Raw genomic sequence first — 26,131 nt, 5'->3', positions numbered from 1 at the left:
GGGAAAGGGGAGACGAGCGTTGACTTCTGTCACCAGCGCACCGGTTCCAGCCAGGGTAGTCCTTAGCCAGGCGGACATCGACCGGGCCCTCACTCGTATCGCCCATGAGATCCTCGAGGCCAACAAGGGGTCCCAGGACCTCGTCCTTCTCGGCATTCCCCGCCGCGGTTACCCGCTGGCTGCGAGGCTAGCGGAAAAAATCGCCGCCGCTGATCCCAGCGTGGACGCCGCCGCGATTGTTGGCCAGTTGGACGTCACCATGTTCCGCGACGACCTGTCCCACCAGGGCACACGCCCGCCGTACCCCACCAAGCTGCCGCGTACAGGCATCGACAACAAGGTGGTTGTCCTCATAGACGACGTCCTGTACTCGGGCCGCACCATTCGAGCCGCCCTTGACGCCCTCGTGGACCTGGGCCGGCCCCGCATCGTCCGGCTCGCCGTCCTGATCGACCGCGGCCACCGGGAACTGCCCATCCGCGCAGACCATGTTGGCAAGAACCTGCCCACGTCATCCGCGGAGAAAGTCCGGGTCCGGCTCGAGGAAACCGACACCGCCCCCGGCGGCACACCGGTCAACGAAGTAGTGATTGAGGGCCGCTCGTGAAGCACCTGCTCTCCACTGAAAACCTCAGCCTCGCCAACGCCATCCGCATCCTCGATACCGCCGAGGAAATGGCCGCCGTCGGTGACCGCGAGGTCAAGAAGCTGCCCGCCCTTCGCGGCCGCACAGTGGTGAACCTCTTTTTCGAGGACTCCACCCGCACCCGCATCTCCTTCGAAGCCGCCGCCAAGCGCCTCTCAGCAGACGTCATTAACTTTGCCGCCAAGGGCTCCTCGGTATCCAAGGGGGAGTCCCTCAAGGACACAGCCCAGACGCTCTCCGCCATGGGTGCCGACGCCGTCGTCATCCGGCACTGGGCTTCGGGTGCGCCGCACCGGCTGGCTGCCACTGACTGGATCGACGCCGCCGTCATCAATGCCGGCGACGGCACCCACGAACATCCCACCCAGGCCCTGCTGGATGCATTCACCATGCGCCGGCACTGGGCCCGCCTGGCCGGGACCGGCTCCGAAGGTGCCGACCTGAAGGGTATGCGCGTGGCAATCGCCGGCGACGTCCTGCACTCCCGGGTGGCCCGCTCCAACGTCTGGCTCCTGCGGACCCTCGGCGCCGAGGTCACCCTGGTGGCGCCGCCCACGTTGCTGCCCATCGGCGTCGAAAAGTGGCCCTGCAAGGTCAGCTACAACATGGATGAAACCATCGAGCAGGGCGTTGACGCCGTGATGATGCTCCGTGTCCAGGGCGAACGCATGAACGCATCCTTCTTCCCCACCACCCGCGAATACTCGCGCCGGTGGGGCTTTGACGACAACCGGCTGCGGGCGCTGGACGCACTGGGCATGAAAGACACCATCATCATGCACCCCGGACCCATGAACCGTGGCCTGGAAATCTCCGCAGCCGCCGCCGATTCCCCCCGCTCCACCGTGCTGGCCCAGGTCCGCAACGGCGTGTCCGTGCGCATGGCCGCCCTTTACCTGCTGCTCTCCGGGGACACCCGTGAACCAGCCGCCACCCCCGCCCTGGCGTATACCGGCACCCATTCCACCAAGGAGAGCAACTGATGGCAGGCAACACCGGAACCTATCTGATCCGCGGGGCCTCAATCCTGGGTGGAGCGCAGGGGGACCTGCTGATCCGTGACGGGCTCATCGCCGAAACCGGAACCGGCCTTGCTGCCGAAGGCCGGAGCGAAGGCCCCACTGTCATCGACGCCGCCGGTTTGGTGGCGCTGCCGGGCATGGTGGACGTCCACACCCACCTGCGCGAGCCCGGACGCGAGGACGCCGAGACCGTGGAGACCGGAACCCGCGCTGCTGCCCTGGGCGGCTACACCGCCGTGCACGCCATGGCCAACAGCACTCCCGTCGCTGACACTGCCGGCGTGGTGGAGCAGGTGTACAGCCTGGGCCAAAAGGCCGGCTGGGTGGACGTGCGCCCCGTCGGCGCCGTGACCGTGGGGCTCGCCGGTGAGCAGCTCGCCGAGCTCGGCGCCATGGCCGATTCCCGCGCCCGGGTCCGCATGTTCTCGGACGACGGCATCTGCGTCCACGATCCCGTTCTCATGCGCAGGGCCCTGGAGTACGTCAAGGCGTTCGACGGCGTGGTGGCCCAGCACGCCCAGGAGCCGCGGCTTACCGCCGGCGCCCAGATGAACGAGGGCGAAGTGTCAGCGGTGCTGGGACTTGCCGGATGGCCCGCAGTGGCGGAGGAAAGCATCATCGCCCGGGACGTCCTGCTGGCCCAGCACGTTGGCTCCCGGCTCCACGTGTGCCACGTCTCCACGGCCGGTTCGGTGGAAATCATCCGCTGGGCCAAGGAACGCGGCATCAATGTCACGGCAGAGGTCACCCCGCACCACCTGCTGCTGACCGATGACCTGGTCCGCAGCTACGATCCCGTCTACAAGGTCAACCCGCCGCTTCGTACCGACGCCGACGTCCAGGCCCTGCGCGCCGGCCTCGCGGACGGGACCATCGACGTCGTCGGCACCGACCATGCCCCGCACCCCAGCGAGCACAAGGAGTGCGAGTGGGCGCAGGCTGCCATGGGCATGACCGGGCTGGAGACCGCCCTGTCCGTGGTCCAGCACACCATGATCGAAACCGGCCTGATGACCTGGGCAGACTTTGCCCGGGTGACCTCCGCCGCTGCCGCAAAGATCGGCCGCCTGGAGGACCAGGGCCGCCCGCTGGAAGCAGGCGAACCCGCCAACGTCATCCTGGTGGACCCCGCCGCGCGCTGGACGGTTGAGCCTTCCCTGATGGCCACCATGGGCCGGAACTCGCCGTTCAAGGGCATGGAACTGCCCGGCAAGGTTGTTGCCACGTTCTTCAAGGGACACCCCACTGTCCTGGGCGGCGCCCTCAACAGCCCGTACCCGCACGCCGCTTCCGTAGGCGCCGCCTGATGGACACCCAGCTGCTCTCGCTGGTCATCACCCTGGCCCTTATCGCCGCCGCCTTCGGCCTTATCTGGCTGGGCTGGCGGAACCGCCTGCGCCGCCAGGCCGACGTCGAACAGCTGCCGTCGGTGCCCGAGGCGCCGGGGGAGCCGCTCACCAGCGCCGAGGGGCAGTACGTCGCGTCCACCACCGGCGGCGACTGGCTGGACCGGATCGCAGTGCACGGGCTCGGCATCCGGACGAACGCCACGCTGGAGGTCTACCCGCACGGCGTCTTTTTTGACCGGGCAGGGGCGCCGGCGCTGTACATTCCCGCGGCTTCCCTCACCGGGGTACGGCTGGACAGCGGCATGGCGGGCAAATTCGTGGAAAAGGACGGCCTCCTGGTCCTGGCGTGGATGCACGGCAGCCACGAGCTGGACACCGGCTTCCGCACCCGCCGCGCAGAGGACAGGAACGTGCTGTTCGCAGCACTTCAGGAATTGATTTCTTCGGCCCCCGCGGCTGATGCCAATAGTGGAAAGTAAGACAGTGACAACAAACACAGCAGTATCGGCCCCAGTTTCCGCTCCCGTTTCCGCTCCAGCTGCGCTGGTGCTTGAGGACGGCCGCATCTTCCGCGGACGCAGCTACGGCGCCACCGGAACCGCCTTGGGCGAGGCAGTCTTCGCCACCGGCATGACCGGCTACCAGGAGACCATTACAGACCCCTCCTACGCCCGCCAGCTCGTGGTCCAGACCGCCCCCCACATCGGGAACACCGGTGTGAACCGCGACGACGCCGAATCCCGCCGCATCTGGGTTGCCGGTTACATCGTCCGTGACGCCGCCCGCCGCCCCTCCAACTGGCGCTCGGAGCGTTCGCTGGACGAGGAGCTGGTGGCCCAGGGGATCGTGGGCATCCAGGGTGTGGACACGCGCGCCATCACCCGCCACCTGCGCGAGCACAAAACCATGCGCGCCGGCATCTTCTCCGGCGAAGCCGCGCAGGCCACGGACAAGGAACTGGTGGACGCCGTGCTCGCCAGCGCCCCGATGGAAGGCGCCCGGCTGGCCGAGGAAGTCAGCGTTGACGAGGCGTACGTGGTGGAACCCAAGGACCACGGCTGGGACGGCGACGCCCGCTTCAGCATCGCCGCCGTCGACCTCGGCATCAAGGCCATGACCCCCGTCCGGTTCGCCGAGCGCGGCGTCCGGGTCCACGTGCTCCCCGCCACCGCCACCCTGGAAGACGTCAAGGCAGTCAACCCGGACGGCTTCTTTATGTCCAACGGCCCCGGCGACCCCGCCACCGCCGACGCACAGGTAAAGCTGCTCCGCTCCGTCCTGGACGAAAAACTGCCCTACTTCGGCATCTGCTTTGGCAACCAGATCCTGGGCCGTGCGCTGGGCTTCGGCACCTACAAGCTGCGCTACGGCCACCGCGGCATCAACCAGCCCGTGATGGACCGCCGCACCGGCAAGGTGGAAATCACCTCCCAGAACCACGGCTTTGCCGTCGATGCTCCGCTCGACGGCGCCACGCAGGCCCCCGAGGCACGCTACGGGCGCGTCGAGGTCAGCCACGTCAGCCTGAACGACGACGTCGTGGAAGGCCTCGCCTGCCTGGACATCCCCGCCTTCTCCGTGCAGTACCACCCCGAGGCGGCGGCTGGACCGCACGACGCCGCCTACCTGTTCGACCGCTTCATCGACCTCATGGAGGGAACGCGGGACGGCAGGACTGCCAACCTGTCCAAGGACCCGGTTGACTCCGCACATCCCGCGGAGGCGGACAACACAGGCGCCGAACACAAAAACGACAACAAGACTGAGGACAAGAAGTAATGCCGAAACGTACAGATCTCAAAAGCGTCCTCGTCATTGGTTCCGGCCCGATCGTTATCGGCCAGGCCGCTGAATTCGACTACTCCGGCACGCAGGCGCTGCGCGTCCTCAAGGAGGAGGGCCTGCGGGTCATCCTGGTCAACTCCAACCCGGCCACCATCATGACCGACCCGGAGTTCGCCGACGCCACCTACATCGAACCCATCACCCCCGAGGTGGTGGAGAAGATCATCGCCAAGGAACGCCCGGACGCCGTGCTGCCTACCCTGGGCGGCCAGACAGCCCTGAACACGGCCATCGCCCTGGACAAGAACGGCGTGCTCGAGAAGTACAACGTGGAGCTGATCGGTGCCAACATCGCCGCCATCGAGCTCGGCGAGGACCGCGAAAAGTTCAAGGGCGTGGTGGAGCGCTGCGGCGCTGAATCTGCCCGCAGCCACATCATCCACAGCATGGACGAGGCCCTGAAGGCCGCCGACGACCTCGGTTACCCCATGGTGGTCCGCCCGTCCTTCACCATGGGCGGACTCGGCTCGGGCCTCGCCTACAACGAGGACGACCTCCGCCGCATCGTGGGCCAGGGCCTGCAGTACAGCCCCACCAGCGAGGTGCTGCTCGAAGAGAGCATCCTCGGCTGGAAGGAATACGAGCTGGAAATGATGCGGGACAAAAACGACAACGTCGTGGTGGTCTGCTCCATCGAGAACTTCGATCCCGTAGGCGTCCACACCGGCGACTCCATCACCGTGGCTCCCGCCCTTACCCTGACGGACCGGGAATACCAGCGGCTGCGTGACATCTCCATCGCCGTGATCCGTGAAGTGGGCGTGGACACCGGCGGCTGCAACATCCAGTTCGCCATCGATCCCGCCACCGGCCGCGTGGTGGTCATCGAGATGAACCCGCGCGTGTCCCGTTCCTCGGCCCTGGCGTCCAAGGCAACCGGCTTTGCCATCGCCAAGATCGCCACCAAGCTCTCCCTGGGCTACACGCTGGACGAGATCCCGAACGACATCACCCAGAAGACCCCGGCGTCCTTCGAACCCACCCTCGACTACGTTGTGGTGAAGGTACCGCGCTTCGCGTTCGAGAAGTTCCCGGCCGCGGACAACACCCTGACCACCACCATGAAGTCGGTGGGCGAGGCCATGGCCATGGGCCGCAACTTCACCGAGGCCCTGCAGAAGGCGTTGCGGTCGCTGGAGCAGAAGGGCTCCCAGCTGGACTTCAGCTCCGTTCCCGAATGGGAAGTGGCTGAGCTCATCGAAAAGGCAAAGCGCCCGACGACGGAGCGGCTCCACCAGGTCCAGCGCGCCCTCCTGGGCGGCGCCAGCGTGGAGGACCTCTTCGAGGCAACCAAGATCGACCCCTGGTTCCTGGACCAGCTCCAGCTGCTCAACGAGATCTCCCTCGAGATCCGCCAGGCCGGCGCACTCACGGCTGACATGCTGAAGCGCGCCAAGCGCCACGGCTTCTCGGATGAGCAGATCGGCGCCCTCACCCACAACTCCGAGGCCGTGGTCCGCGGCGTCCGCCAAGCACTGGGCATCCGTCCCGTCTACAAGACCGTGGACACCTGCGCCGCGGAATTCGCCGCGTACACGCCGTACCACTACTCGGCCTATGACGAGGAGGACGAGGTTGCGCTGCACTCCAAGCCGTCCATCCTGATCCTCGGTTCCGGCCCCAACCGCATCGGCCAGGGCATCGAGTTCGATTACTCTTGCGTCCACGCCTCGATGGCACTGCGCAAGGCCGGCTACGAGACTGTAATGGTCAACTGCAACCCGGAAACCGTCTCCACGGACTACGACATCTCCACCCGCCTGTACTTCGAGCCCCTGACGCTTGAGGACGTGCTGGAGGTTATCGCCGCGGAGGAACGTACCGGCGGCGTGATGGGCGTTTTCGTCCAGCTCGGCGGCCAGACCCCGCTCAAGCTTGCACAGCAACTGGCCGACGCGGGCGTGCCCATCCTCGGCACCTCCCCGGAAGCCATCGACCTCGCCGAGCACCGCGGCGCGTTCTCGCGGGTCCTGGACAAGGCCGGCCTGATCTCCCCGAAGAACGGCACCGCGGTTTCCTTCGAGGACGCCAAGAAGATCGCGGACGAGATCGGCTACCCCGTGCTGGTCCGCCCGTCCTACGTCCTCGGCGGCCGCGGCATGGAGATCGTCTACGACGAGCCCAACCTGTCCCGCTACATCGCCAATGCCACGGAAATTACCCCGGACCACCCGGTGCTGATCGACCGCTTCCTGGAGGACGCCGTCGAAATCGACGTCGACGCCCTCTTCGACGGTACCGACATGTACCTGGGCGGCATCATGGAGCACATCGAGGAAGCCGGCATCCACTCCGGTGACTCTGCCTGCGTCCTGCCGCCCATCACCCTGGGCACCAACGTCCTGGAACGCGTCCGCACTGCAACCCGGGCCATCGCCGAAGGCGTGGGCGTGCGCGGCCTCATCAACATCCAGTTCGCGCTTGCCTCCGACGTCCTGTACGTCCTCGAAGCCAACCCGCGGGCCTCCCGGACGGTGCCGTTTGTGTCCAAGGCCACCGGCGTGCAGATGGCGAAGGCCGCCGCCCTGATCGGAACCGGCGTCACCATCGGCCAGCTCCGCAGCGCCTACAAGATGCTGCCCGAGGTCGGCGATGGTTCCACCCTGCCCTTGGACGCCCCGGTGTCCGTCAAGGAGGCAGTCCTGCCGTTCAGCCGCTTCCGTACCCTTGAGGGCAAGGTGGTTGACTCCCTGCTCGGACCCGAAATGCGCTCCACCGGCGAGGTGATGGGCATCGACAAGCACTTCGATACCGCTTTCGCCAAGAGCCAGGCAGCGGCCAACAACGCCTTGCCCACCGAAGGCAAGATCTTCGTCTCGGTGGCCAACCGTGACAAGCGCTCGGTGATCATGGGCGTCAAGCGGCTCTCCGACCTCGGTTTCGAGATCGTCTCCACCGGCGGCACCGCCGATGTCCTGCGCCGCAACGGCATCCAGGCCACGCCGGTCCGCAAGGTGGCAGAAGGCAGCAGCGCCGAAGGCGAAGGCACCATCGCCGACCTCGTCATCGCGGGCGAGATCGATATGGTCTTCAACACCCCCTCCGGCGGAGAAGCCCGCAGCGACGGCTACGAGCTCCGTGCAGCCGCCACGTCCATCGGCATCCCGTGCATCACCACGGTGGCCGAGTTCAATGCTGCCGTCCAGGCCATCGAGGCGATGCGCACCTACGAATGGTCGGTCACCAGCCTGCAGGAGCACGCCGCTGCCTTGGTCGAGTCCCAGAAAGCGGCCCTGCAGCATGCCTGAGCAGGCAGCAGCATCCGCTGAAGTGCAGGGCCGGGAGCCCTTCGGTTCCCGGCTCGGTGCGGCCATGGCCGCCCGCGGTCCGCTGTGTGTTGGCATTGACCCCCACCCGTCCCTGCTGGCCGGCTGGGGGCTGAAGGACGACGTCGACGGCCTCCGCTCGTTTTCCCTGACGGTCCTGGAGGCGGTCGCTTCCCTCGCTGCCGCCGTCAAGCCGCAAGTGGCGCTCTACGAGCGCCACGGTTCCGCGGGGATGGCTGTGCTGGAGGAAGTCCTTGCCGTTGCCCGGGACGAGGCTGTACTCACCATTGCCGACGCAAAACGCGGGGACATCGGATCCACCATGGCGGCCTACGCCGACGCGTGGCTCCGCGACGGTTCACCGCTGGCCGCAGACTCGGTGACGCTTAGCCCCTACCTTGGCTTTGAGTCGTTGCGTCCGGCCCTCGATCTGGCGGCCGACACGGGGCGTGGAGTGTTTGTCCTCGCCCTGACCTCCAACCCGGAGGGAGCCTCGGTCCAGCATGTGGGGGGAGCGGACTCCGTGGCACGAAGGATCGCTTTGGCGGCCGGCGGGGAAAACCGCCGCTACCCTGGGGAGCTTGGTTCGGTCGGCCTGGTAGTCGGTGCAACCGTCGGTTCTGCCCTTTCGGACCTTGATGTGGACCTCGCCGGCATGCGCGGGCCCATCCTGGCGCCGGGACTGGGAGCGCAGGGGGCCACGCCGGCCGATCTCCGTGCCACCTTCGGCAGCGCCTACCCGCAGGTGCTGGGAACTTCGAGCAGGGATATCCTTTCAGCCGGACCGCAGCCGCGCGCATTGCGGGAGGCCGCCCAACTGACCCTTGACGGGCTGCGGGGCGAATAGCTGCCCGTTTCCCCGGATGCATTGATTCGGGCAGCACCAAAGGGTAGTTTCAGGACATGTCCAAGGGCGGCCGCCCTTTGGCCGTATCCACCCAGATCCGGGGGTGTCCACCATGGTGCTGCGACCCTTATCCGCATCCGAACGAACTGATGCCTTGAACAAGGCGGCGGCAGCCAGGGCTACCCGGGCCGCGGCCAAGGAAAGCCTCAAGAACGGTGCGAGCTCCGCAGCGGACATCATCAATTCCGCGATGGAGGACGAAGCGATGGCCCGGATGAAGGTTTCGGAACTGCTGGAGGCATTGCCTGGAGTAGGAAAAGTCCGGGCCGCCGCCATCATGAAGCAGCTGGGCATCGCGGCCTCCCGCCGGCTCCGCGGCCTGGGCGTCCACCAGCGCCGGGCGCTGGTAGATTTTATAGACGAGAACTAGAGCGGGTACTTCCCGCTTTCCCCGAACTCCGGCATAAAGGAATACGTGAGCAAAAAACCTGGACTGACAGTCCTCGCTGGTCCGACGGCTGTTGGCAAAGGCACCGTGTCCACCTACATCCGGGACAACTACCCCGAGGTCTGGCTCTCCGTATCAGCCACCACCCGCGCCCCGCGGCCAGGTGAAATTGACGGAGTCCATTACTTCTTCAAGGCCAAGGAGGAATTCGAGCGGCTCGTCGCCGAAGGAGAATTCCTCGAGTGGGCGGTAGTGCACGGCCAAAACACCTACGGGACTCTCAAGAGCACCGTCAACCAAGCGATCGCCGAGGGCCGGTCGGTACTGCTGGAGATCGACCTGCAGGGCGCGCGCCAGGTCAAGGCTGCCGTCCCGGACGCCCAGTTCGTCTTCCTCGCGCCGCCGAGCTGGGACGAAATGGTCCGCCGGCTGGTGGGCCGCGGCACGGAAACGCCCGAGGAACAGCAGCGCCGGCTGGAAACCGCTAAACTGGAGCTTGCTGCTGAACCGGAGTTCGACTACACCGTCATTAACGACGACGTTCGCCGGGCAGCGGACGAGCTTGTTTCACTCATGGGGCTGACCCCGCATCCGCACGGAACGCCGGAACGGTCAGCCCGCTAGAAATTTGGAGAATTCGTGTCCACGAACCTTGAAGGCATCATCAACCCGCCGATCGACTCGCTGCTTGAAGCAGCGGATTCAAAGTACGGCCTGGTGATCTTCGGTGCCAAGCGCGCTCGTCAGATCAACGCTTACTACGCCCAGCTGCACGAGGGCCTCTTCGAATACGTTGGCCCGCTGGTAGACACCAAGCTGAACGAAAAGTCGCTTTCCATCGCCCTGCGCGAGATCAACGAAGGCAAGCTGGTCTCCACGCCGATCGAAGCCGCAGAGTAATACTGCCGCCTGACGTGCTGTTGACGGAGGTCACGTGCGCATAGTCCTCGGAGTCGGGGGAGGGATAGCCGCCTACAAGGTGGCATCGCTCCTCCGGCTTTTTACTGAAGCCGGCCATCACGTCACCGTGATCCCCACGGAGGCGGCCACCCGCTTCGTTGGCACCGCCACCTGGGAGGCGTTGTCCGGAAATCCGGTCAGCAACAGCGTTTTCGACGACGTCCACCAGGTCAACCACGTCCGCCTGGGCCACGAAGCGGACCTGGTGGTCATCGCCCCGGCCACTGCCGACCTCCTGGCCAAAGCGGCTACCGGACAGGCCGGGGACCTCCTCACCAACACCTTGCTGATGGCCCACGGCCCGGTACTGTTCGCCCCGGCCATGCACACCGAGATGTGGCAGCACGCGGCTACCCGGGCGAACGTGGAAACGCTGCGGAGCCGCGGAGCGGCCGTCCTGGAACCGGCAACCGGCAGGCTGACCGGCTCTGATTCAGGTCCCGGGAGGCTCCCCGAACCCGAGGTGATTTTCGACGCCGCCCTGGCCCTGGTCCAGGGCGAGTCGGACTACCAGCTGCCGCTCGCGGGACGCACCGTCACCATCAGCGCCGGCGGAACCCGCGAACCCCTGGACCCGGTACGGTTCCTGGGCAACAGGTCCTCCGGTAAGCAGGGAGTGGCGCTGGCCGTCGCCGCCCGCAATGCCGGCGCTACGGTCCGCCTGCTCGCAGCCCATATGGAAGTTCCACCGCCGGCAGGCGTGGAAGTGGTGCCCGTGGAGACTGCCCTGCAGCTGCGGAAGGCCGCGCTGGCAGCAGCGGCGGATTCCGACGTCGTGATTATGTCCGCGGCGGTGGCCGACTTCCGCCCGTCGGAAGTCTCCGATACCAAAATCAAGAAACGCGATGACAGCGCCGACCCCGTGATCACGCTGGTCCGCAACCCGGACATCCTGCACGAACTGGTGGAACTCCGGAACAGCGGCGGCCACGCGGAGAGGCAGCAGCTGATCGTAGGTTTCGCTGCCGAAACCGGCGACAGCCACGGTGACGTGCTGGCCTACGCGAAAGCAAAGCTGGAGCGTAAAGGCTGCGACCTGCTGGTGGTGAACCATGTGGGCGCGGATAAGGTCTTCGGCCAGGATACGAATTCCGTTGTCATCCTGGCCCGGTCCGGCTCCGAACCACAGGAGGCGGCCGGCACCAAGACTGAGGTTTCGGCGGCCATCATCAGCCGCATCGGCTTTGAACTGAATCACGTTTCCCCCCGCGCCTGAGGTGTTTCAGGCTTTCGTTCCTTAGCACGAGGACATCTCCCGAGGTCTCCTGCGGGGAGGACGAATCCCAACCAGTAAGGTAGTTGAGTGACTTTACCGCTGCACCTTCCCCCGTCCCACGCGGCCACGCCCTCCGCGCTCCGGCTCTTCACCTCCGAGTCGGTCACCGAAGGCCACCCGGACAAGATCTGCGACCAGATCAGCGACGCCATCCTCGACGCCCTGCTGGACAAGGACCCGGAATCCCGCGTCGCCGTGGAGACCATGGCCACCACCGGCCTGGTCCACGTGGCCGGTGAGGTCACCACCGACGCCTACGTGGAAATTCCGCAGATCGTCCGCGAGACCATCCTGGGCATCGGCTATGACTCCTCGGCCAACGGGTTCGACGGCGCCCGGTGCGGCGTTTCCGTGTCCATCGGCCAGCAGTCCAACGACATCGCCGGTGGCGTCTTCAACTCCCTTGAAGCCCGTGAGGGCCGCCAGGAGGATGACTACGACCTCCAGGGCGCAGGCGACCAGGGCCTGATGTTCGGCTACGCGAGTGACGAAACTCCCTCCTACATGCCCACGCCCATCTGGCTGGCACACCGCCTTTCGGAGCGGCTCACCGAAGTCCGCAAGTCAGGGGAGCTGCCATACCTCCGCCCGGACGGCAAGACCCAGGTGACCGTAGGCTACGACAAGGACCTGCCGGTCTCCGTCGAAACCGTGGTCATCTCCAGCCAGCACGCCGAAGGCGCAAGCCTCGAACAGCTCCGCGCCGACCTTGCCTCCATCGTCATCGCGCCCGTGCTGGCCGGTGCCAACCTGGACATCTCCCGGGCCGCAAACATCCTGAACCCGGCCGGCGAATTTGTTATCGGCGGCCCCGTCGGTGACGCCGGCCTGACCGGGCGGAAGATCATCGTTGATACCTATGGCGGCATGGCACGCCACGGCGGCGGCGCATTCTCCGGCAAGGACCCGTCCAAGGTGGACCGCTCCGCCGCATACGCCATGCGGTGGGTTGCCAAAAACGTTGTCGCAGCAGGTTTGGCCAAACGCGCCGAAATCCAGATTGCCTACGCCATCGGCCAGGCGCGTCCCGTGGGCACGTACGTTGAGACGTTCGGCACCGAAACGGTGGACCCCGCCCGCATCAGCGCTGCCATCGCCGAAATCTTCGACCTTCGTCCCCGCGCCATCATCGACGCCCTGGACCTGAAGCGGCCCATCTACGCCAAGACTGCAGCCCACGGGCACTTCGGCCGGGACGATCCGGACTTCACCTGGGAGCGCCTGGACCGTGTGGACGACCTGAAGGCTTTCTTCAACGCCTAGCCGGTGGCCGTGGCCGAACCCGGGCGCGGATGCCGTTGCCGGGTGGAATGTCTGTGCCTGCTGGTTTACTGACCAGGTCCACCCGGTGATGCTGAACGGAGGTAGCCGACGTGGTTGCTGACGATTCCACGCAACCGTTGCTGGATCTGCCGGCCGCGGTACAACCGTCCCTGCTGCAGGGTTTCCCTTCCCGCAAACAGCAGGCGGGCCCCCAGCTAGCGGACCACCTTCCGGTAGCCAGGGTGTTGGTGGAATCCTCGCTGCCCCACTTGGACCGGCCTTTTGACTACGGTGTTCCTGCCGGGCTGGATGAGGATGCCCAGCCCGGCGTCAGGGTCAAGGTTAAGTTCAACGGCCAGGACCTCAGCGGGTTCATCATGGAACGGGCGGGGGAGTCCGACGCCGGCCACACCCTGTTGCCGCTGGCGAAAGTCGTTTCCCCGGTTCCCGTCCTGACGCCCGAGGTCCGCGCCCTGGTCACCGCCGTAGCCTCCCGGTACGCGGGAACCGTCAGCGATGTCCTCCGGGTTGCCGTCCCGCCGCGGGTAGCCCGGCTGGAGAAAACGTACCCCCCTTCCGCGGAAACTCCGGCGGAGACAGCTGAGAGCGCGGCAGCCAAGGACCGCGGCGCAGACGATGCCTGGGTAAGTTTCCGGAACGGCCCGGCCTTCCTGCGCCACCTAAAAGACGGTGGTTCCCCACGGGCGGTCCTCAATCCCCTCCAAGGCTACGGACCCGCCGGTTGGCCGCAGTTGCTGGCCCAAGCCATTGCCGCAGCCCATGCTTCCGGGCGGGGAACCGTGGTGGTGGTCCCGGACAACCGGGACCTTGACCGGCTCGAAGAGGCCGTGGGAGCCCTGCTGCCGGAGCGAGCCGTAGCCCGCCTCACCGCGGAAGACGGCCCCACGCCCCGCTACCAGAACTTCCTGCGGATCCTCGCCGGAACCGCGCGCGTTGCCATCGGGACCCGGTCAGCTGCCTATGCTCCGGTCAAGGACCTGGGGCTCGTGGTGTGCTGGGACGACGGCGACGACCTCCACATTGAGCAGCGCGCGCCCTACGCCCACGCCCGCGAAGTCCTGCTCCTGCGCGCCGAACAGTCCGGGGCTGCCTGCCTTTTGGCAGCCCATTCCCGCAGCACGGAGGTCCAGCGGCTCACCGAGACAGGCTGGGCCCTGCCCGTGGAAGCGGACCGCACGCTGGTCCGCCGCACCGTCCCCCGGGTGGTGAACACGGCCGACAGCTTCGAACAGGAGCGGGACCCGCTCGCCAGGATCGCCCGCCTTCCCGGCACTGCCTGGCGGGCCGCCAAGGAAGGACTCGAACGGGGACCGGTCCTGGTCCAGGTGGCCCGCGCCGGCTACGCACCGTCGCTGGTGTGCGACCACTGCCGGGAGCCCGCACGCTGTGCTGCCTGCCAGGGTCCTTTGGCCGTGGCCGGGGCCAGCGGAACCTCAGCCCTGCCGCAATGCCGCTGGTGCTCCACCCCGGCGCCCGACTGGCACTGCACGCACTGCAACGGCCGGAAGCTCCGCAGGGGCGCAACGGGCGTAATCCGGACAGCCGAGGAGCTGGGCAGGGCCTTCCCCGGCAAAACCGTCATCACGTCCTCCGGGGACCAGGTCAAGGCACGCGTAACCAACAGCAAGGCCCTGGTGGTGGCCACAGTGGGAGCCGAACCTGTAGCGGAAGGGGGATATGCCGCCGCCCTGCTGCTGGACGGTGACTCCCTGCTGCGCCGCGAGTCGCTGCGCGCCAGCGAGGACACAGTGCGGCGCTGGTTCAATGCCGGGGCCTTGGTCAGGCCTGCCATCGAAGGCGGCCTCGTGGTGGTTACGGCAGCGGACACCGCAGCTGTGGGCGCGCTGCTGAGATGGGATCCTGCAGGTTACGCCCAGCGTGAGCTCTCCCTCCGGGCCGAACTGCAGCTTCCACCGGCGGTGCGCATTGCCTCCATCACCGGCCCCCGGGCCGCCGTCGGGCATTTCTCAGGTGCAGTGGCGGCACAACTGGAACAAACAGGCGTCCGCCTCCGTACCGCGGGCCCCGCGCCGCTCATTCTCAGCGGTCCGCCCTCCACCCGCCGCTCGGCGGAGGACGTCCGGACACTCATCTTCTTCCCCTACGCACAGGCAGCGGCGGTGACCCGCGTCCTGCGCGCAACCCGGGCGGCAACGGCCGCAAAGCGAAGCGCGGAACCCGTCCAGCTGCGACTGGACGGAGTGGACGTACTGTAGCGGAGCCTCCTTGCCGGGGCCGCTGTTAAAGCCTGCCGCGGCGCTGTGTCACTTTGCCCCGGCGCTGGGCGACGATGTCGTGTGCCACGTCCACCAGTTGGCGGGCGGATTCCTCCCAGCTGAACTCGCGGGCACGGGCAACAGAGCGCCGCGAGATGTCCTCCCACCGTTCACGGTCGTCCAGTTCCTTCACAGCGTGGGCAAACTGCTGGGGCGATGCCGGGTCAACATAGCTGGCTGCATCGCCGCCTACTTCCCGGAATATGGGGATGTCGCTGGCGATGACCGGCGTGCCCAGCGCCATGGCCTCGACCAGCGGCAGGCCGTACCCTTCCGCTCTGGAAAGACTCACCAGCGCGGTTGCGGTTTCCAGGAACGTGGCATATTCCTCGTCAGTGACGCCGTTGTGGAACTCCACATTCGCTCCAGGCGGGACGAGCTTCTCCAGCTCGGCACGCCGTTGAGGAGTGATCCGGCTGAGCAGGTGAAGCGTGAAGCCGGGCAGTCCAGCCATTCCCGCCACCATGGTTTCCACATTCTTGTAGGGCATGAATGAGCCCATATACACGAGGCAGGGTTTGGCGCCGGCCTCCGGGGAGCGGGGCTCCTGGGCGGGCTGCGGTGCATTGCTGATAATCCGGACAGGACGGCGCGTCAGCCGGTACTTGGCCATCAGAGCCTCGGTGGTCCGGCTGATGGTGGCTACGACGTCGGCCCGGTTTAGGAGGAGGCGCTGCGGCCAGTACGCCTTGTGATAGAGGCGCCAGAGCAGCCGCACCGGGGCCGGCAGGAATCCCGGAGGTGCGGGGTGCTCGTAGTAGATGAGGTCGTGCAGGGTCAGGACCAGGCCGTACTTGCGGCCCAAGGTGCCCATCGTCTGCATGGGGCAGACCACCACGTCCGCGCCGAGCGGGTTGATCTTGCGGGCAACGAACAGTTCCGCGGGGGACAGGGGGCTGTTGATCAATGTGTACGGCACATCCGGCAGCAGGGCCAGCTGGCGGATGTCAGAGATCAGCATCGAAACGTCGGCGATCTTGGAGGCAGCCGCGATCAGGCTCGCGCCATAGCGGCTGATGCCGTCGTGGTGGTCAGTCCGGGTGAACCGGGCGTCGATGACAATCTTCACGCGGGGTGGTCCTTAAGGAAGCTGCGGATGTAGCGGGCGGCCGGCTCCGGCGTTTCGTAGTGGATCAAGTGGCCAACATCAGCAATGACCTCGAGTTTGCCGTTCGGCAGCAGTTCGACGAGCCGGTGCTGGTCGGGAAGCGTGGCGATTTCATCCTTCTCACCCGCGATCAGGAGCACCGGAAGGGCCAGGCTGCCGGCTACCTCGGCCACATGGCTGCTGACTGAGGCAGTAAACGATTCGAGGAGGCTGTCACGGCTGGCAAAAGCACTGAAGTACGCATGGTGCTGGCCGTGGATAAAGCGCCGAAGGTCGCGGTCGCGTGTCTTTGCCATGGCCTCGCTCATCACCCGGACAATCAGCGGGCTGCGCAGCAGGGCCAACCCCAGCGGACGGGGAAGGCGGGCGGCAAGGCGGTAGTACAGCACTGCCAGCCTGGTCATCACGCCTTTGGGGCCCTCGAGGGCAGGCGCTGCGATGGGGTTGATGAGGATCAGCGGATTCACGGCGCCGGGGTGGGCGGCCACGAAATGGGCGGCGACGATGGACCCGAACGAGTGCCCCAGCAGAACCGTATCCGGCCCCAGGCCGAGGGACGCCATGAATTCCGTGATGAATGCGCCGTAGCCCGGAACTGTGTGTCCAGCTGGCGCGAAGGCTTCCGAACTGCCGAAGCCGGGCAGGTCCGGCATGATGATGCGCATCTCCGGAAGCTGGTCAGCCACCCGAAGGAGTCCGTGGTGGTCGCCGCGGAATCCGTGGATCACCAGGATGGTCCGGGTCTCAGCCGTTTGCAGGACTGGCTCATAGGTCCAAAAAGCCACACTGCCGCCGGCCAGCTGCACGGAGGAGGCATGGGTGCGGCCGGCCAGGTCCGGGCCGATGAAGGCGGGCGTGGAGGATCGCCCGGTGTGTGCTGTTTCCATAGGAGTCCTAATTGACGTTGTCCGGGTGGGAACCGGTCCGCTGTCCCCGGTCCAGGCCGGCGAGCGCATCCATGTCCCTGGCCGAGAGTTCAAAGCCGAAGACGTTAAGGTTCTCGCGGATGCGCGCCTCGGTGCTTGCCTTGGGGATGGCGATGTTCCCCAGTTGTATGTGCCAGCGGAGGATGATCTGAGCCGGCGTCCTGCCGTGTTCGGCGGCACACGCCTGGACTATAGGATCCGAAAGCACATGTCCGCGCCCCAGGGGACTCCACGCCTCGGTCCTGATTCCGAGATCATCGTGGATTTTCCGCAGCTCCAGCTGCTGGAGCCAGGGGTGCAGCTCGATCTGGTTGACTGCAGGGGTTACCTCTGCGGTCTGCATCAGCCGGTCCAGATGGGCGGGCTGGAAGTTGCTGACGCCGATGGCCCGCACTTTTCCCTCGCGGTAGAGGGTCTCCATGGCCCGGTAGGTTTCGGGGTACAGCCCGCGCCGGGGGCAGGGCCAGTGGATGAGGTACATGTCCACATAGTCGAGGCCCAGGTTGACCATGGAGTTGTCGAATGCACGCAGGGTGGCGTCGTAGCCGTGGTGGTCGTTCCATACTTTGGTGGTAACAAAGATGTCCTCCCTGGCCGGTGCCGGGAAAAGTTCACCGGAGCCACCGCTGCCTGCCTGCGTTCCGAGCTGGGAACTGATGCCGCGGGCAACCCCCGACTCGTTGCCGTACATGGCGGCAGTGTCGAAGTGGCGGTATCCGGAACCGAGGGCCATGGCCACAAGGCCCGCCGCCTCTGATGGCGGCACCTTGTACAGGCCGTAGCCCAGCTGGTCGATCAGCACGCCGTTGTTCAGGCTCAGCCGCGGGGAGGTCCTCATAGCCATGACTCTACCTACTCGCCACGGCAAGGCCCTCCATACCCACCAGGCGGCGCGCTGTGGCCTCGTCGAGGATCAGGTCCGTAGCCAGCCGCGCCGCTAGGGCGCCCTTGAGCCCGTTGATCTTGGATACGCCGGAAACCACGCAGATCCTGCGTCTTACCCGCCGAAGTTCGGCGAGGGCCGGGCCCGTGGACCGTTCGTTCAGGACGATCCCGTCGGAGGAACCGTCAGCGCGGAAGAACACCGTCGCAACGTCACCCACGACGTCGGACGTTGCCAGGATGTTGAGGTCGCCCTCGTCCAGGTAACCGCCGGCATAGACGTGGCTGGGGAAATCGGCATCGACGGATCCGACCCCAAAGATCGCGATGCTCATCTTTGCCTGAAGTTCGAGGATCCGCTGCACGCTGCGTTCATTCCACATGGCTGTCTTGGTGGCGGCGTGGTCGAAAAATGCCGGAACGGGGAATTGTTCCACCCGCGCGCCGTAGGCACTGCCGAAGCGGCGCATGATGTCACTGGCGTAGGTAATGCCCGTCGTGTGCATGTTGCCTGCGCCGTTCAGCTGCACCACGACGCTGTCGTGGGTAATTTTCCTCGTCAGGTGGCGGCTGACGGCGCTGAGGGTGGAACCCCAGGCGACCCCGATGATCGCGTTGGAATCCACCAGGGGCCCGATGGTGCGGGCGGCCTGCATCGCCACCCGGTCCAGGGTCTCGGCCTCGTTGAGTGTTTCCACCACCGGTACAACGTGTGCGTCTACTCCGTACCGGCGGCGAATCAGGCCCTCCAACTCCGGTCCAGTGTCCAGGGGATTGCGGATCTGGACCTGGACCAGCCCCGAATCCCGGGCCGAGGACAACAGCCGGGAAACAGTCGAGCGGGATGTCCCGAGTTCGCGGGCGATGGCGTCCATCGTGAGGTCCTGCAGGTAATACATTTGTGCAGCTCGAAGGGCATCAGCGTGCCGGGAAGCGTCCACCTGGACTCCATTCTGCACGTTTGTGCATAGTGCTTGACTCCATTTTCCATTACTCCAAACAATAGTTGAGAACGGCGGATCACTTTTCTGTGTCCGCGCCACACAAAGCCCCAAGGGAGTTGTTTTGGGACCCAAGGATTCACCCGCCCGCCCCGCCGCACCAAAGGCGGGAGCCGAACGCTCATCAGTACACAATTTGCGGCTGCGGCCGCACGCCAAAGTGCTGGTGGTGGGTGGCGGGATCAACGGCGTCGCGACTTTCCGGGACCTCGCCCTGCAGGGAGTGGACGTGGCGCTTGTGGAACGCGGTGACTACTGCCAGGGAGCCAGCGGCGCCTCCTCGCACATGATCCACGGCGGCATCCGCTACCTGGAGAACGGCGAGTTCCGGCTGGTCCGGGAGTCGGTGGTGGAGCGCAACAGACTGCTCCGGATCGCACCGCACTACGTCAAACCGCTGCAGACCACCATCCCCATCTTCAGCACCTTTTCCGGAGTGCTCGCGGCCCCCCTGCGCTTCCTCACCCACAAGCAGCAGGGCAAGCCCAAGGAACGCGGCGCCTTCCTTATCAAGATCGGCCTCAGCCTGTACGACGCGTTTTCCCGCGACGGCGGCACGGTGCCGCGCCACCAGTTCAGGGGACACAAACGCGCCCTTGCTGAACTGCCGGACCTCCGTCCCGACGTCAAGTACGCGGCCACCTACTTCGATGCTTCCGTCCACAACCCCGAGCGGCTCACCCTTGATGTCCTGCAGGACGGCGAAAAGGCAGGCCACGCGTCCGGCGCCAACCCCCAGGGCAGTACGGCCCGTGCCAGTAACTACCTGTCACTGAAATCCATGACCGGCGAGCCCAACCGCGGCACCGGCAAAGGAAGCACCGTCCGGTTGCGGGACGAGCTGACCGGTGAGGAATTCGATTTCACTGCCGACGTCATCGTTAACACCACGGGCGCCTGGGTGGATCTCACCAACGAAGCCATGGGAGCGGCTTCCAGTTTTATGGGCGGCACCAAGGGTTCCCACATCGTGCTCGACCACCCGGAGCTCCTCGCCGCCTGCCGGGGACGCGAAATCTTCTTTGAACACACCGACGGCCGCATCGTGCTCATCTATCCAATGGGGGACCGCGTCCTTGTTGGGACCACGGACATTGATGCCGACATGGCCCAGGATGCCGTCTGCACCGACGCGGAAATCGAGTACTTCTTCGAACTCATCGGTCACGTCTTCCCGAACGTTCCCGTCAAGCGCGAACATATCGTCTACACCTTCTCCGGCGTGCGGCCGCTGCCTCGACACGATGCGACCCAGCCCGGCTTCGTTTCCCGGGATTACCGGGTCGAGCGCCGGGGCCCCGGGAGCAGCACTTCCGGTGCCGGCGCCGTCGTCCTCAGCCTGGTGGGTGGCAAATGGACCACCTTTCGGGCCCTGGCCGAACACCTGGCCAATGACGTCCTCGCCGAACTGGGCGCGCAGCGCAAAGTATCGACGGCGCAGCTCGCCATCGGCGGCGGCGCCGGTTTCCCCGCGGACGAGGCGGGTGTGCAGAAGTGGATCAAGGACCACATGACTGCCGGCCGCGACGCGGACCGGACCGCCGGCCTGCTCACCCGCTACGGAACCAGGGCGGAGGCGGTGATGGCCTACCTCGACGGCGGGACGGACCACTTGCTGCGCTCCACCCGGGAACTGAGTGCCCGTGAACTGGAGTTCATGGCGGCCCATGAGCAGGTTGGACACCTCGTGGATGTCCTTATCCGCCGCACTTCCCTGGCCTTCCGGGGCCTCGTCACTGGCGAGCTACTCAACGAGGTGACGGAGGTGCTCTCCGGTCCGCTGGGATGGGACGCCGCAGCACGTGCAGCGGAAATCCGGCACGCGCAGGACGTGCTGCAGCGGTTCCACCGCGTAGAAACGCACAGCCTGGTCGCATAGGACAGGCTGTCGGCCGGGGCGCTCAACCCGTCCCGGCCCAACGGTCCTTCAACCCGCGAAGGACTGACAACAGAAAATAGAGGAGTCAAAGATGTCTCTTGGAATTGTTTTTCTATCCGAAGTCTTCGGAACGGCGATGCTGACCCTGCTGGGTTGTGGCGTCGTCGCCAACGTCGCCCTGCGGGGGACGAAAGGCAACAGCGGCGGGTTCCTGATGGTCACCTGGGGGTGGGGTGTCGCAGTTTTCGCGGGTGTCTATGTGGCCGCGCAGTCCGGGGCGCACCTGAACCCGGCCGTGACGCTCGGACTGCTCGCCAACGGAGCCGGCGAATACGCCCCCGGTGTTGCCGTGGATTTCGTCTCTACGCTGACCTACTTCGGCGCAGAACTGCTCGGTGCCTTCCTCGGCGCAGTGGTTTGCTGGCTCGCCTACAAGCAGCATTTTGACGTTGAAGAGGAAGCCGCCAGCAAGTTGGGCGTCTTCTCCACCGGCCCGGCCATCCGTTCCAGCTCCTGGAACCTGGTGACCGAGATCATCGGCACCTTCGTGCTGGTCTTCGTCATCCTCACCTTCGGCGGCACCCCGTCCGGCCTTGGGCCGCTGGCTGTCGCACTGCTCGTTGTCGGCATCGGCGTATCACTCGGCGGACCCACCGGCTACGCCATCAACCCCGCCCGTGACCTGGGCCCGCGCATCGCCCACGCCCTGCTGCCCATCAAGGGCAAGGGCGCCAGCGACTGGGGCTATTCCTGGATCCCCGTAGTCGGCCCGCTGGTCGGCGGTGCCCTGGGCGGCCTCGTCGCCCGGATTGTCCCAATCATCGCCACAGCAGCAGCCTGACCCCGCACCTAACCACCGCTCACAATCTCACCTCAAGACAAGGACGTCATCGTGAACCAGTACGTAATCGCCATCGACCAGGGAACCACCAGCACCAGGGCCATCATCTTCGACCACAGCGGCAGCATCGTCTCCTCCGGTCAGATGGAACACGAACAGATCTTCCCGAAAGCCGGCTGGGTGGAGCACAACCCTGCCGAGATCTGGAACAACACCCGTGAGGTCATAGCCTCAGCACTGTCGAAGGCGAACCTGACGCGGCACGATATTGCCGCCGTCGGCATCACCAACCAGCGCGAAACCGCCGTGGTGTGGGACAAAACAACGGGTGAAGCCGTCTACAACGCCATCGTCTGGCAGGACACGCGCACGCAGGACATCGTGAACGAACTGGCCAGGGACGGAGGACCGGACCGCTTCAAGCAGAAGGTGGGCCTTCCGCTGGCCACATACTTCTCGGGCACCAAGATCAAGTGGATCCTGGACAATGTGGACGGCGCACGCCAGCGGGCCGAAGCCGGAGACCTGGTGTTCGGCAACACCGACGCCTGGGTCCTGTGGAACCTCACCGGCGGGGTGGACGGCGGGGTCCACGTCACCGACGTCACCAATGCCTCACGCACGCTGTTCATGGATCTGGAGACACTCCAGTGGGACGAGGAAATCCTGGGCGTCTTCGGCGTTCCGCGGTCCATGATGCCGGAGATCAAGTCCTCCTCGGAGGTATACGGCACCGTCCACACCTCGCAGCTTCTCCGCGAGGTTCCCGTGGCCGGCATCCTCGGCGACCAGCAGGCAGCCACGTTCGGCCAGGCGGCGTTCCAGACCGGTGAAGCCAAGAACACCTACGGGACGGGCTGCTTCCTGATTTTCAACACCGGCGAGGAAATCGTGCACTCCAAGAACGGCCTGCTGACCACGGTCGGCTACAAGCTTGGCGGCGCGGCACCCCATTACGCCCTTGAAGGCTCCATCGCGGTCACCGGCTCCCTGATCCAATGGTTGCGGGACAACCTGGGCATGATCAGCAGTGCACCGGAAGTGGAAACCCTCGCTGCTTCGGTGAAGGACAACGGCGGGGTGTACATCGTTCCGGCGTTTTCCGGGCTCTTCGCGCCATACTGGCGTTCCGATGCCCGCGGCGCCATCGTGGGCCTCACCCGCTTCGTCAACAAGAGCCACATCGCACGGGCAGCACTGGAAGCCACAGCGTTCCAGACCCGCGAGGTGCTCGACGCCGTGAACGCGGACTCCGGCGTACCGCTCTCCGAGTTGAAGGTCGACGGCGGCATGGTGGCCAATGACGCGCTGATGCAATTCCAGGCAGACATCCTTGGCGTTCCCGTCATCCGGCCCAAGGTGGTGGAGACCACCGCCCTAGGTGCCGCCTACGCCGCCGGCCTCGCAGTCGACTTCTGGAAGGACCTCGGCGAACTGTCATCCAACTGGTCCGAAGACAAGCGCTGGGAACCCCAGATGGACCACGCCGAGCAGGACCGGCAGATGCGGCTGTGGAAGAAGGCCGTGACGAAGTCCATGGATTGGGTGGACGAGGACGTGCGGTAACTCTCACGAGCCACAAAAAAGGGCCGGGGCTCCCCGCCCGCCCGCCCCCTGCTGCTCCCAACACTCGCAAGCTCGTGTCGGGGCCCTCGCAGCAGTGGGCCCCGACGGGTGCCCACCACACCATGGCGGGGGGCCGCCTCCCTTGCTTGTCGCGGTGGGCACCATACCTCCTCGTGGGGCCGCCATCCTCGCGGTGGTGGGCCACCGCTTACTCCTCGTGGAGTTCTACAGTTCCTGTGTTGCCGTCTACGGTTACACGTTGGCCGGTGAAGAGGTCCCGGGTGGCGGTGCCTGTTCCTACTACTGCTGGGATGCCGTATTCGCGGGCTATCAGGGAGGCGTGGGCTGCCAGGTTTCCGCCGTCTGTTACGACGGCGGCCGCGTCGGCGAAGAGGGGAGTCCAGGCCGGTGCGGTGGCCTTGGCCACGAGCACCTCGCCTGGTTGGAACGTGGAAAAGTCCTCGGGGCCTTCGACGATGCGGATGCGGCCGCGGGCCCGGCCTGGGCTTGCTGGATGGCCAACCAAGGCGCCTTTGGGTACGTTACCGGTGCTTCGTGCCGTGTTAGCCATCCGGTCAAACGTGTTGCCGAGCATCGGGAGCTTGCCCAGCATCAGCGGGGCGGCCAGTTTCCGTTGCCGGAGCCAGTCCTCGCGGCGTACCGCCACGGTGTCCTGCTGGGGCGGGGCGTCGAGCCGCAGGTCCTGCCAGGTCAGGAAATACACGTCGTCCCTGTTGCTGATGACGTTTGCCTGTTCCAGTTGCGTCCCAATCCCTGCAGCACAACGGCGCAGCAACGGCCAACCGAGGGTGAAATCCCGCACCTGTTCCTCCCGGAGCAGCGCATAGTGTTGGGCAACAGCGAGTAAACGGTCGAACCGGCGCAGCAGGCGCGAGTCCTTGAGTATCGAGCGGCACGCCTCTTCGGTTATCCGCCGCCGGGCAGCCGCAGCAGCGGATCCCCGGGAACTGCTGCCGACGGGAGCACCCGGGCCAGGCTCTTCAGCCGGGCCTGGTTCCTCGGTCGCCGTCGGGTGATACCAGTCGAGGCTGTAGACTGCGTGCGGAACCCTCGGCGGCAAGGCCGGGGACAGGCCGCCGAGCAGCACCTGGTAGCCGTCGCCGTCGTACAGTCCCTGTTCCTGCCGGGAGGCAAATTCGGTGGCAAGGTGCCTGCGCCAGAACCTGGCCAGCACCATCTCCATCTTCCAGGCCGCCCCGCCTGTGGCAGCGAAGAACCACAGATATCCTCCGGCGGCCCGTGCCAGCTGTTCAATGAGATCCGTCAGCCCGGCCAGGGTTGCCGGCAGCGGAACGCCGCGGTAGCTGTCAACGAGGCTGCGGTATGCCGGCAGGTGCTGGGTGCGCCACTCAAGCTCAAGATCCCGCAGGACGGCATGGTCTGCGCCAGCGGGATCGATCATCGGCCGGACCACGGAATTGAAGAAGTAGGGCAGCGAGCTCGGCGTGCCGCTGAAAAGCAGATGGGGGAGTGCTCGGGGTGTCGGCGGGGCCACGTAATACCAGCCGTTGACGGTGGCATTGCCCATCGGAACCCGAAGGCCGGTCGAGCGGAAGACGGCATCGTTGTAGGCGGAGTCGAGGCAGGGAACAATCCAGTCCATAAAGAGCGGGGTGACCGGTTCCGGCAGCCATTCTCCGAGCCGGAAGTTCCGCAGCCAGGCGCCCTTTCCCGGCGCCACCCACACCACCGGCTCCGGAACCGCTGTCATCGGACGTGCCTGCACAATCTGGACGCGGCCGGAGCGGTCCACCACCCACTCCACGTCCTGGGGGCAGCCGAAATGCCGTGCGACGTTCTCCGCCATGGCGGCAACCGCCGTCGCGCTTTTCTTTGTGAGGACAGCGCCGGCACCATGCTGCGGGACGACTGAGCCGCCGCGCGCCAGCCACTCTTCGCCGCGTTCCGAACCTCCCACCAGGTTTTCCCCGAGCCCTTTAACAGCGGAGATCACCGTCTCGTCCCGGGCGCCGGTCAAGGGATGTGCGGTGAAGGCGACGCCGGCGGCCGCGGCGTCCACCATCTGCTGGACGAGGACGGCCATCTGCCCGGCGCCGGTGGGTTCCTCGTCACCAGCGGCCGGATCGGCGTTTGGTCCGCCGGGCGGGGCGGCAGCCGGCGGCAGCCATTCCTGGTAAGTCCGGACACGGCCGGCTTGAGCCGATTCGAAACAGCGGATGACGGCCGAGGGGAGGTCCTCGACCGGCACGTCCAAATAACTCTCATACATCCCTGCATAGGAGGCGCCTGGCAGGTCCTCGGCAGCCGCCGAGGAGCGGACGGCATAGGGGCCGGGACCGGCTGCCCGGGCCGCATTTTGCAATTGGCGGTCCCAGGTATCCTGCCCCTCAGCCAAAAGTGCGTCCAAGGCAGCGCGCGGGACGACGAAGCCGGAAGGTACGGGAAAACCCGCGGATTTCAGGTCCGACAATGCCGCGGCCTTGCCGCCGGCCTCCGCCCGGGTGAGGTGTCCGCCAAGCGGCAGGAAAGGGCCGCTGCGAGGGGGATTGGGGCTGACTGCGGCACCGGCGTCATCGCCCATGTCACTCGCGTCAATGCCCAAGGAGTCACCTGCCGGGTAAGTAGCCGGGTTGCCCGGCTCAAGTCTAGTGACGCGGACCGGCGGCGGCACAGGTTGGCACGACACCAGCCCGGCCGCTTCGTGCGCTAAAGTGGTTTCATGCGTGC

At 66.1% G+C, this 26,131-nt stretch carries 21 protein-coding genes; 16 read left to right on the top strand and 5 right to left on the bottom strand.

The features are described 5' to 3' along the window. Positions 1-19: 19 nt before the first annotated feature. The 13 genes from pyrR to M8J71_RS20610 all read left to right on the top strand — a co-directional run bounded on the left by pyrR (position 20) and on the right by M8J71_RS20610 (position 15,159). A complete protein-coding gene (gene pyrR / locus M8J71_RS20670) occupies positions 20-607 on the top strand; it encodes a bifunctional pyr operon transcriptional regulator/uracil phosphoribosyltransferase PyrR (protein ID WP_104044538.1) in 588 nt (195 codons plus the stop codon). Beyond that, a complete protein-coding gene (locus tag M8J71_RS20665; RefSeq protein WP_256249703.1) occupies positions 604-1,629 on the top strand; it encodes an aspartate carbamoyltransferase catalytic subunit in 1,026 nt (341 codons plus the stop codon). Before pyrR ends, M8J71_RS20665 begins: the two co-directional genes overlap by 4 nt. Further along, positions 1,629-2,975: a dihydroorotase gene (locus M8J71_RS20660; RefSeq protein WP_256249702.1), complete on the top strand. Its 1,347-nt coding sequence runs from the start codon at positions 1,629-1,631 to the stop codon at positions 2,973-2,975. The genes M8J71_RS20665 and M8J71_RS20660 overlap by 1 nt, the downstream gene beginning before the upstream one ends. Beyond that, positions 2,975-3,496 carry a PH-like domain-containing protein gene (locus tag M8J71_RS20655; RefSeq protein ID WP_256249701.1) on the top strand — a complete coding sequence of 174 codons (522 nt, stop codon included), beginning with the start codon at positions 2,975-2,977 and terminating at the stop codon, positions 3,494-3,496. Before M8J71_RS20660 ends, M8J71_RS20655 begins: the two co-directional genes overlap by 1 nt. After that, positions 3,477-4,796, top strand: coding sequence for a glutamine-hydrolyzing carbamoyl-phosphate synthase small subunit (gene carA / locus M8J71_RS20650; protein WP_256249700.1), 1,320 nt, complete (start codon positions 3,477-3,479; stop codon positions 4,794-4,796). The genes M8J71_RS20655 and carA overlap by 20 nt, the downstream gene beginning before the upstream one ends. Continuing rightward, complete coding sequence (carB, locus tag M8J71_RS20645; protein WP_256249699.1) at positions 4,796-8,110, top strand: carbamoyl-phosphate synthase large subunit; 3,315 nt, start codon at positions 4,796-4,798, stop codon at positions 8,108-8,110. The genes carA and carB overlap by 1 nt, the downstream gene beginning before the upstream one ends. Further along, complete coding sequence (pyrF, locus tag M8J71_RS20640) at positions 8,103-8,975, top strand: orotidine-5'-phosphate decarboxylase (protein WP_256249698.1); 873 nt, start codon at positions 8,103-8,105, stop codon at positions 8,973-8,975. Before carB ends, pyrF begins: the two co-directional genes overlap by 8 nt. 112 nt (positions 8,976-9,087) lie before the next feature. Beyond that, the gene (mihF, locus tag M8J71_RS20635; RefSeq protein WP_256249697.1) at positions 9,088-9,405 is read left to right on the top strand and encodes an integration host factor, actinobacterial type; all 318 of its coding nucleotides are present in this window, start codon (positions 9,088-9,090) and stop codon (positions 9,403-9,405) included. Between the two features lie 45 nt (positions 9,406-9,450). Then, complete coding sequence (gmk, locus tag M8J71_RS20630; protein WP_256249696.1) at positions 9,451-10,047, top strand: guanylate kinase; 597 nt, start codon at positions 9,451-9,453, stop codon at positions 10,045-10,047. Between the two features lie 15 nt (positions 10,048-10,062). After that, a complete protein-coding gene (gene rpoZ, locus M8J71_RS20625; protein ID WP_003800778.1) occupies positions 10,063-10,323 on the top strand; it encodes a DNA-directed RNA polymerase subunit omega in 261 nt (86 codons plus the stop codon). Positions 10,324-10,357: 34 nt separating this feature from the next. Continuing rightward, positions 10,358-11,599 (top strand): bifunctional phosphopantothenoylcysteine decarboxylase/phosphopantothenate--cysteine ligase CoaBC, encoded by a 1,242-nt coding sequence (gene coaBC / locus M8J71_RS20620; protein WP_256249694.1) that lies wholly within the window; start codon positions 10,358-10,360, stop codon positions 11,597-11,599. Positions 11,600-11,686: 87 nt separating this feature from the next. Then, a complete protein-coding gene (gene metK / locus M8J71_RS20615) occupies positions 11,687-12,922 on the top strand; it encodes a methionine adenosyltransferase (protein WP_256249693.1) in 1,236 nt (411 codons plus the stop codon). 110 nt (positions 12,923-13,032) lie between these two features. Further along, positions 13,033-15,159 (top strand): primosomal protein N', encoded by a 2,127-nt coding sequence (locus M8J71_RS20610; protein ID WP_256249692.1) that lies wholly within the window; start codon positions 13,033-13,035, stop codon positions 15,157-15,159. Between the two features lie 25 nt (positions 15,160-15,184). Here M8J71_RS20610 and M8J71_RS20605 read toward each other — a convergent pair whose 3' ends face one another. Genes M8J71_RS20605 through M8J71_RS20590 form a run of 4 tightly spaced genes read right to left on the bottom strand, consistent with a single transcriptional unit; the run spans position 15,185 to position 19,034 of the window. Next, complete coding sequence (locus tag M8J71_RS20605; protein ID WP_256249691.1) at positions 15,185-16,288, bottom strand: glycosyltransferase family 4 protein; 1,104 nt, start codon at positions 16,286-16,288, stop codon at positions 15,185-15,187. Then, positions 16,285-17,214 (bottom strand): alpha/beta fold hydrolase, encoded by a 930-nt coding sequence (locus M8J71_RS20600; protein ID WP_256249690.1) that lies wholly within the window; start codon positions 17,212-17,214, stop codon positions 16,285-16,287. The genes M8J71_RS20605 and M8J71_RS20600 overlap by 4 nt, the downstream gene beginning before the upstream one ends. Positions 17,215-17,221: 7 nt before the next feature. After that, the gene (locus M8J71_RS20595; RefSeq protein WP_256249689.1) at positions 17,222-18,091 is read right to left on the bottom strand and encodes an aldo/keto reductase; all 870 of its coding nucleotides are present in this window, start codon (positions 18,089-18,091) and stop codon (positions 17,222-17,224) included. 10 nt (positions 18,092-18,101) lie between these two features. After that, complete coding sequence (locus M8J71_RS20590) at positions 18,102-19,034, bottom strand: sugar-binding transcriptional regulator (protein ID WP_374114880.1); 933 nt, start codon at positions 19,032-19,034, stop codon at positions 18,102-18,104. A 166-nt stretch (positions 19,035-19,200) separates the two neighbouring features. Between M8J71_RS20590 and M8J71_RS20585 the strand changes: the two genes are divergently transcribed. The 3 genes from M8J71_RS20585 (at position 19,201) to glpK (ending at position 23,422) form a co-directional block, all read left to right on the top strand. Next, positions 19,201-21,015: a glycerol-3-phosphate dehydrogenase/oxidase gene (locus M8J71_RS20585; RefSeq protein ID WP_256249687.1), complete on the top strand. Its 1,815-nt coding sequence runs from the start codon at positions 19,201-19,203 to the stop codon at positions 21,013-21,015. 91 nt (positions 21,016-21,106) lie between these two features. After that, complete coding sequence (locus M8J71_RS20580; protein WP_256249686.1) at positions 21,107-21,856, top strand: MIP/aquaporin family protein; 750 nt, start codon at positions 21,107-21,109, stop codon at positions 21,854-21,856. 51 nt (positions 21,857-21,907) lie between these two features. Next, a complete protein-coding gene (gene glpK, locus M8J71_RS20575) occupies positions 21,908-23,422 on the top strand; it encodes a glycerol kinase GlpK (RefSeq protein ID WP_256249685.1) in 1,515 nt (504 codons plus the stop codon). Between the two features lie 208 nt (positions 23,423-23,630). On the opposite strand, the gene M8J71_RS20570 is transcribed toward glpK, so the two are convergent. Beyond that, on the bottom strand, positions 23,631-26,006 hold the full coding sequence (locus M8J71_RS20570) for a PEP/pyruvate-binding domain-containing protein (protein ID WP_256249684.1): 2,376 nt from the start codon (positions 26,004-26,006) through the stop codon (positions 23,631-23,633). Positions 26,007-26,131: the final 125 nt, after the last annotated feature.

The sequence above is a fragment of the Pseudarthrobacter sp. R1 genome, assembly GCF_024494415.1.
In the GTDB taxonomy this organism is placed as follows: domain Bacteria; phylum Actinomycetota; class Actinomycetes; order Actinomycetales; family Micrococcaceae; genus Arthrobacter.
This window is presented reverse-complemented; position numbering and strand designations above follow the sequence as displayed.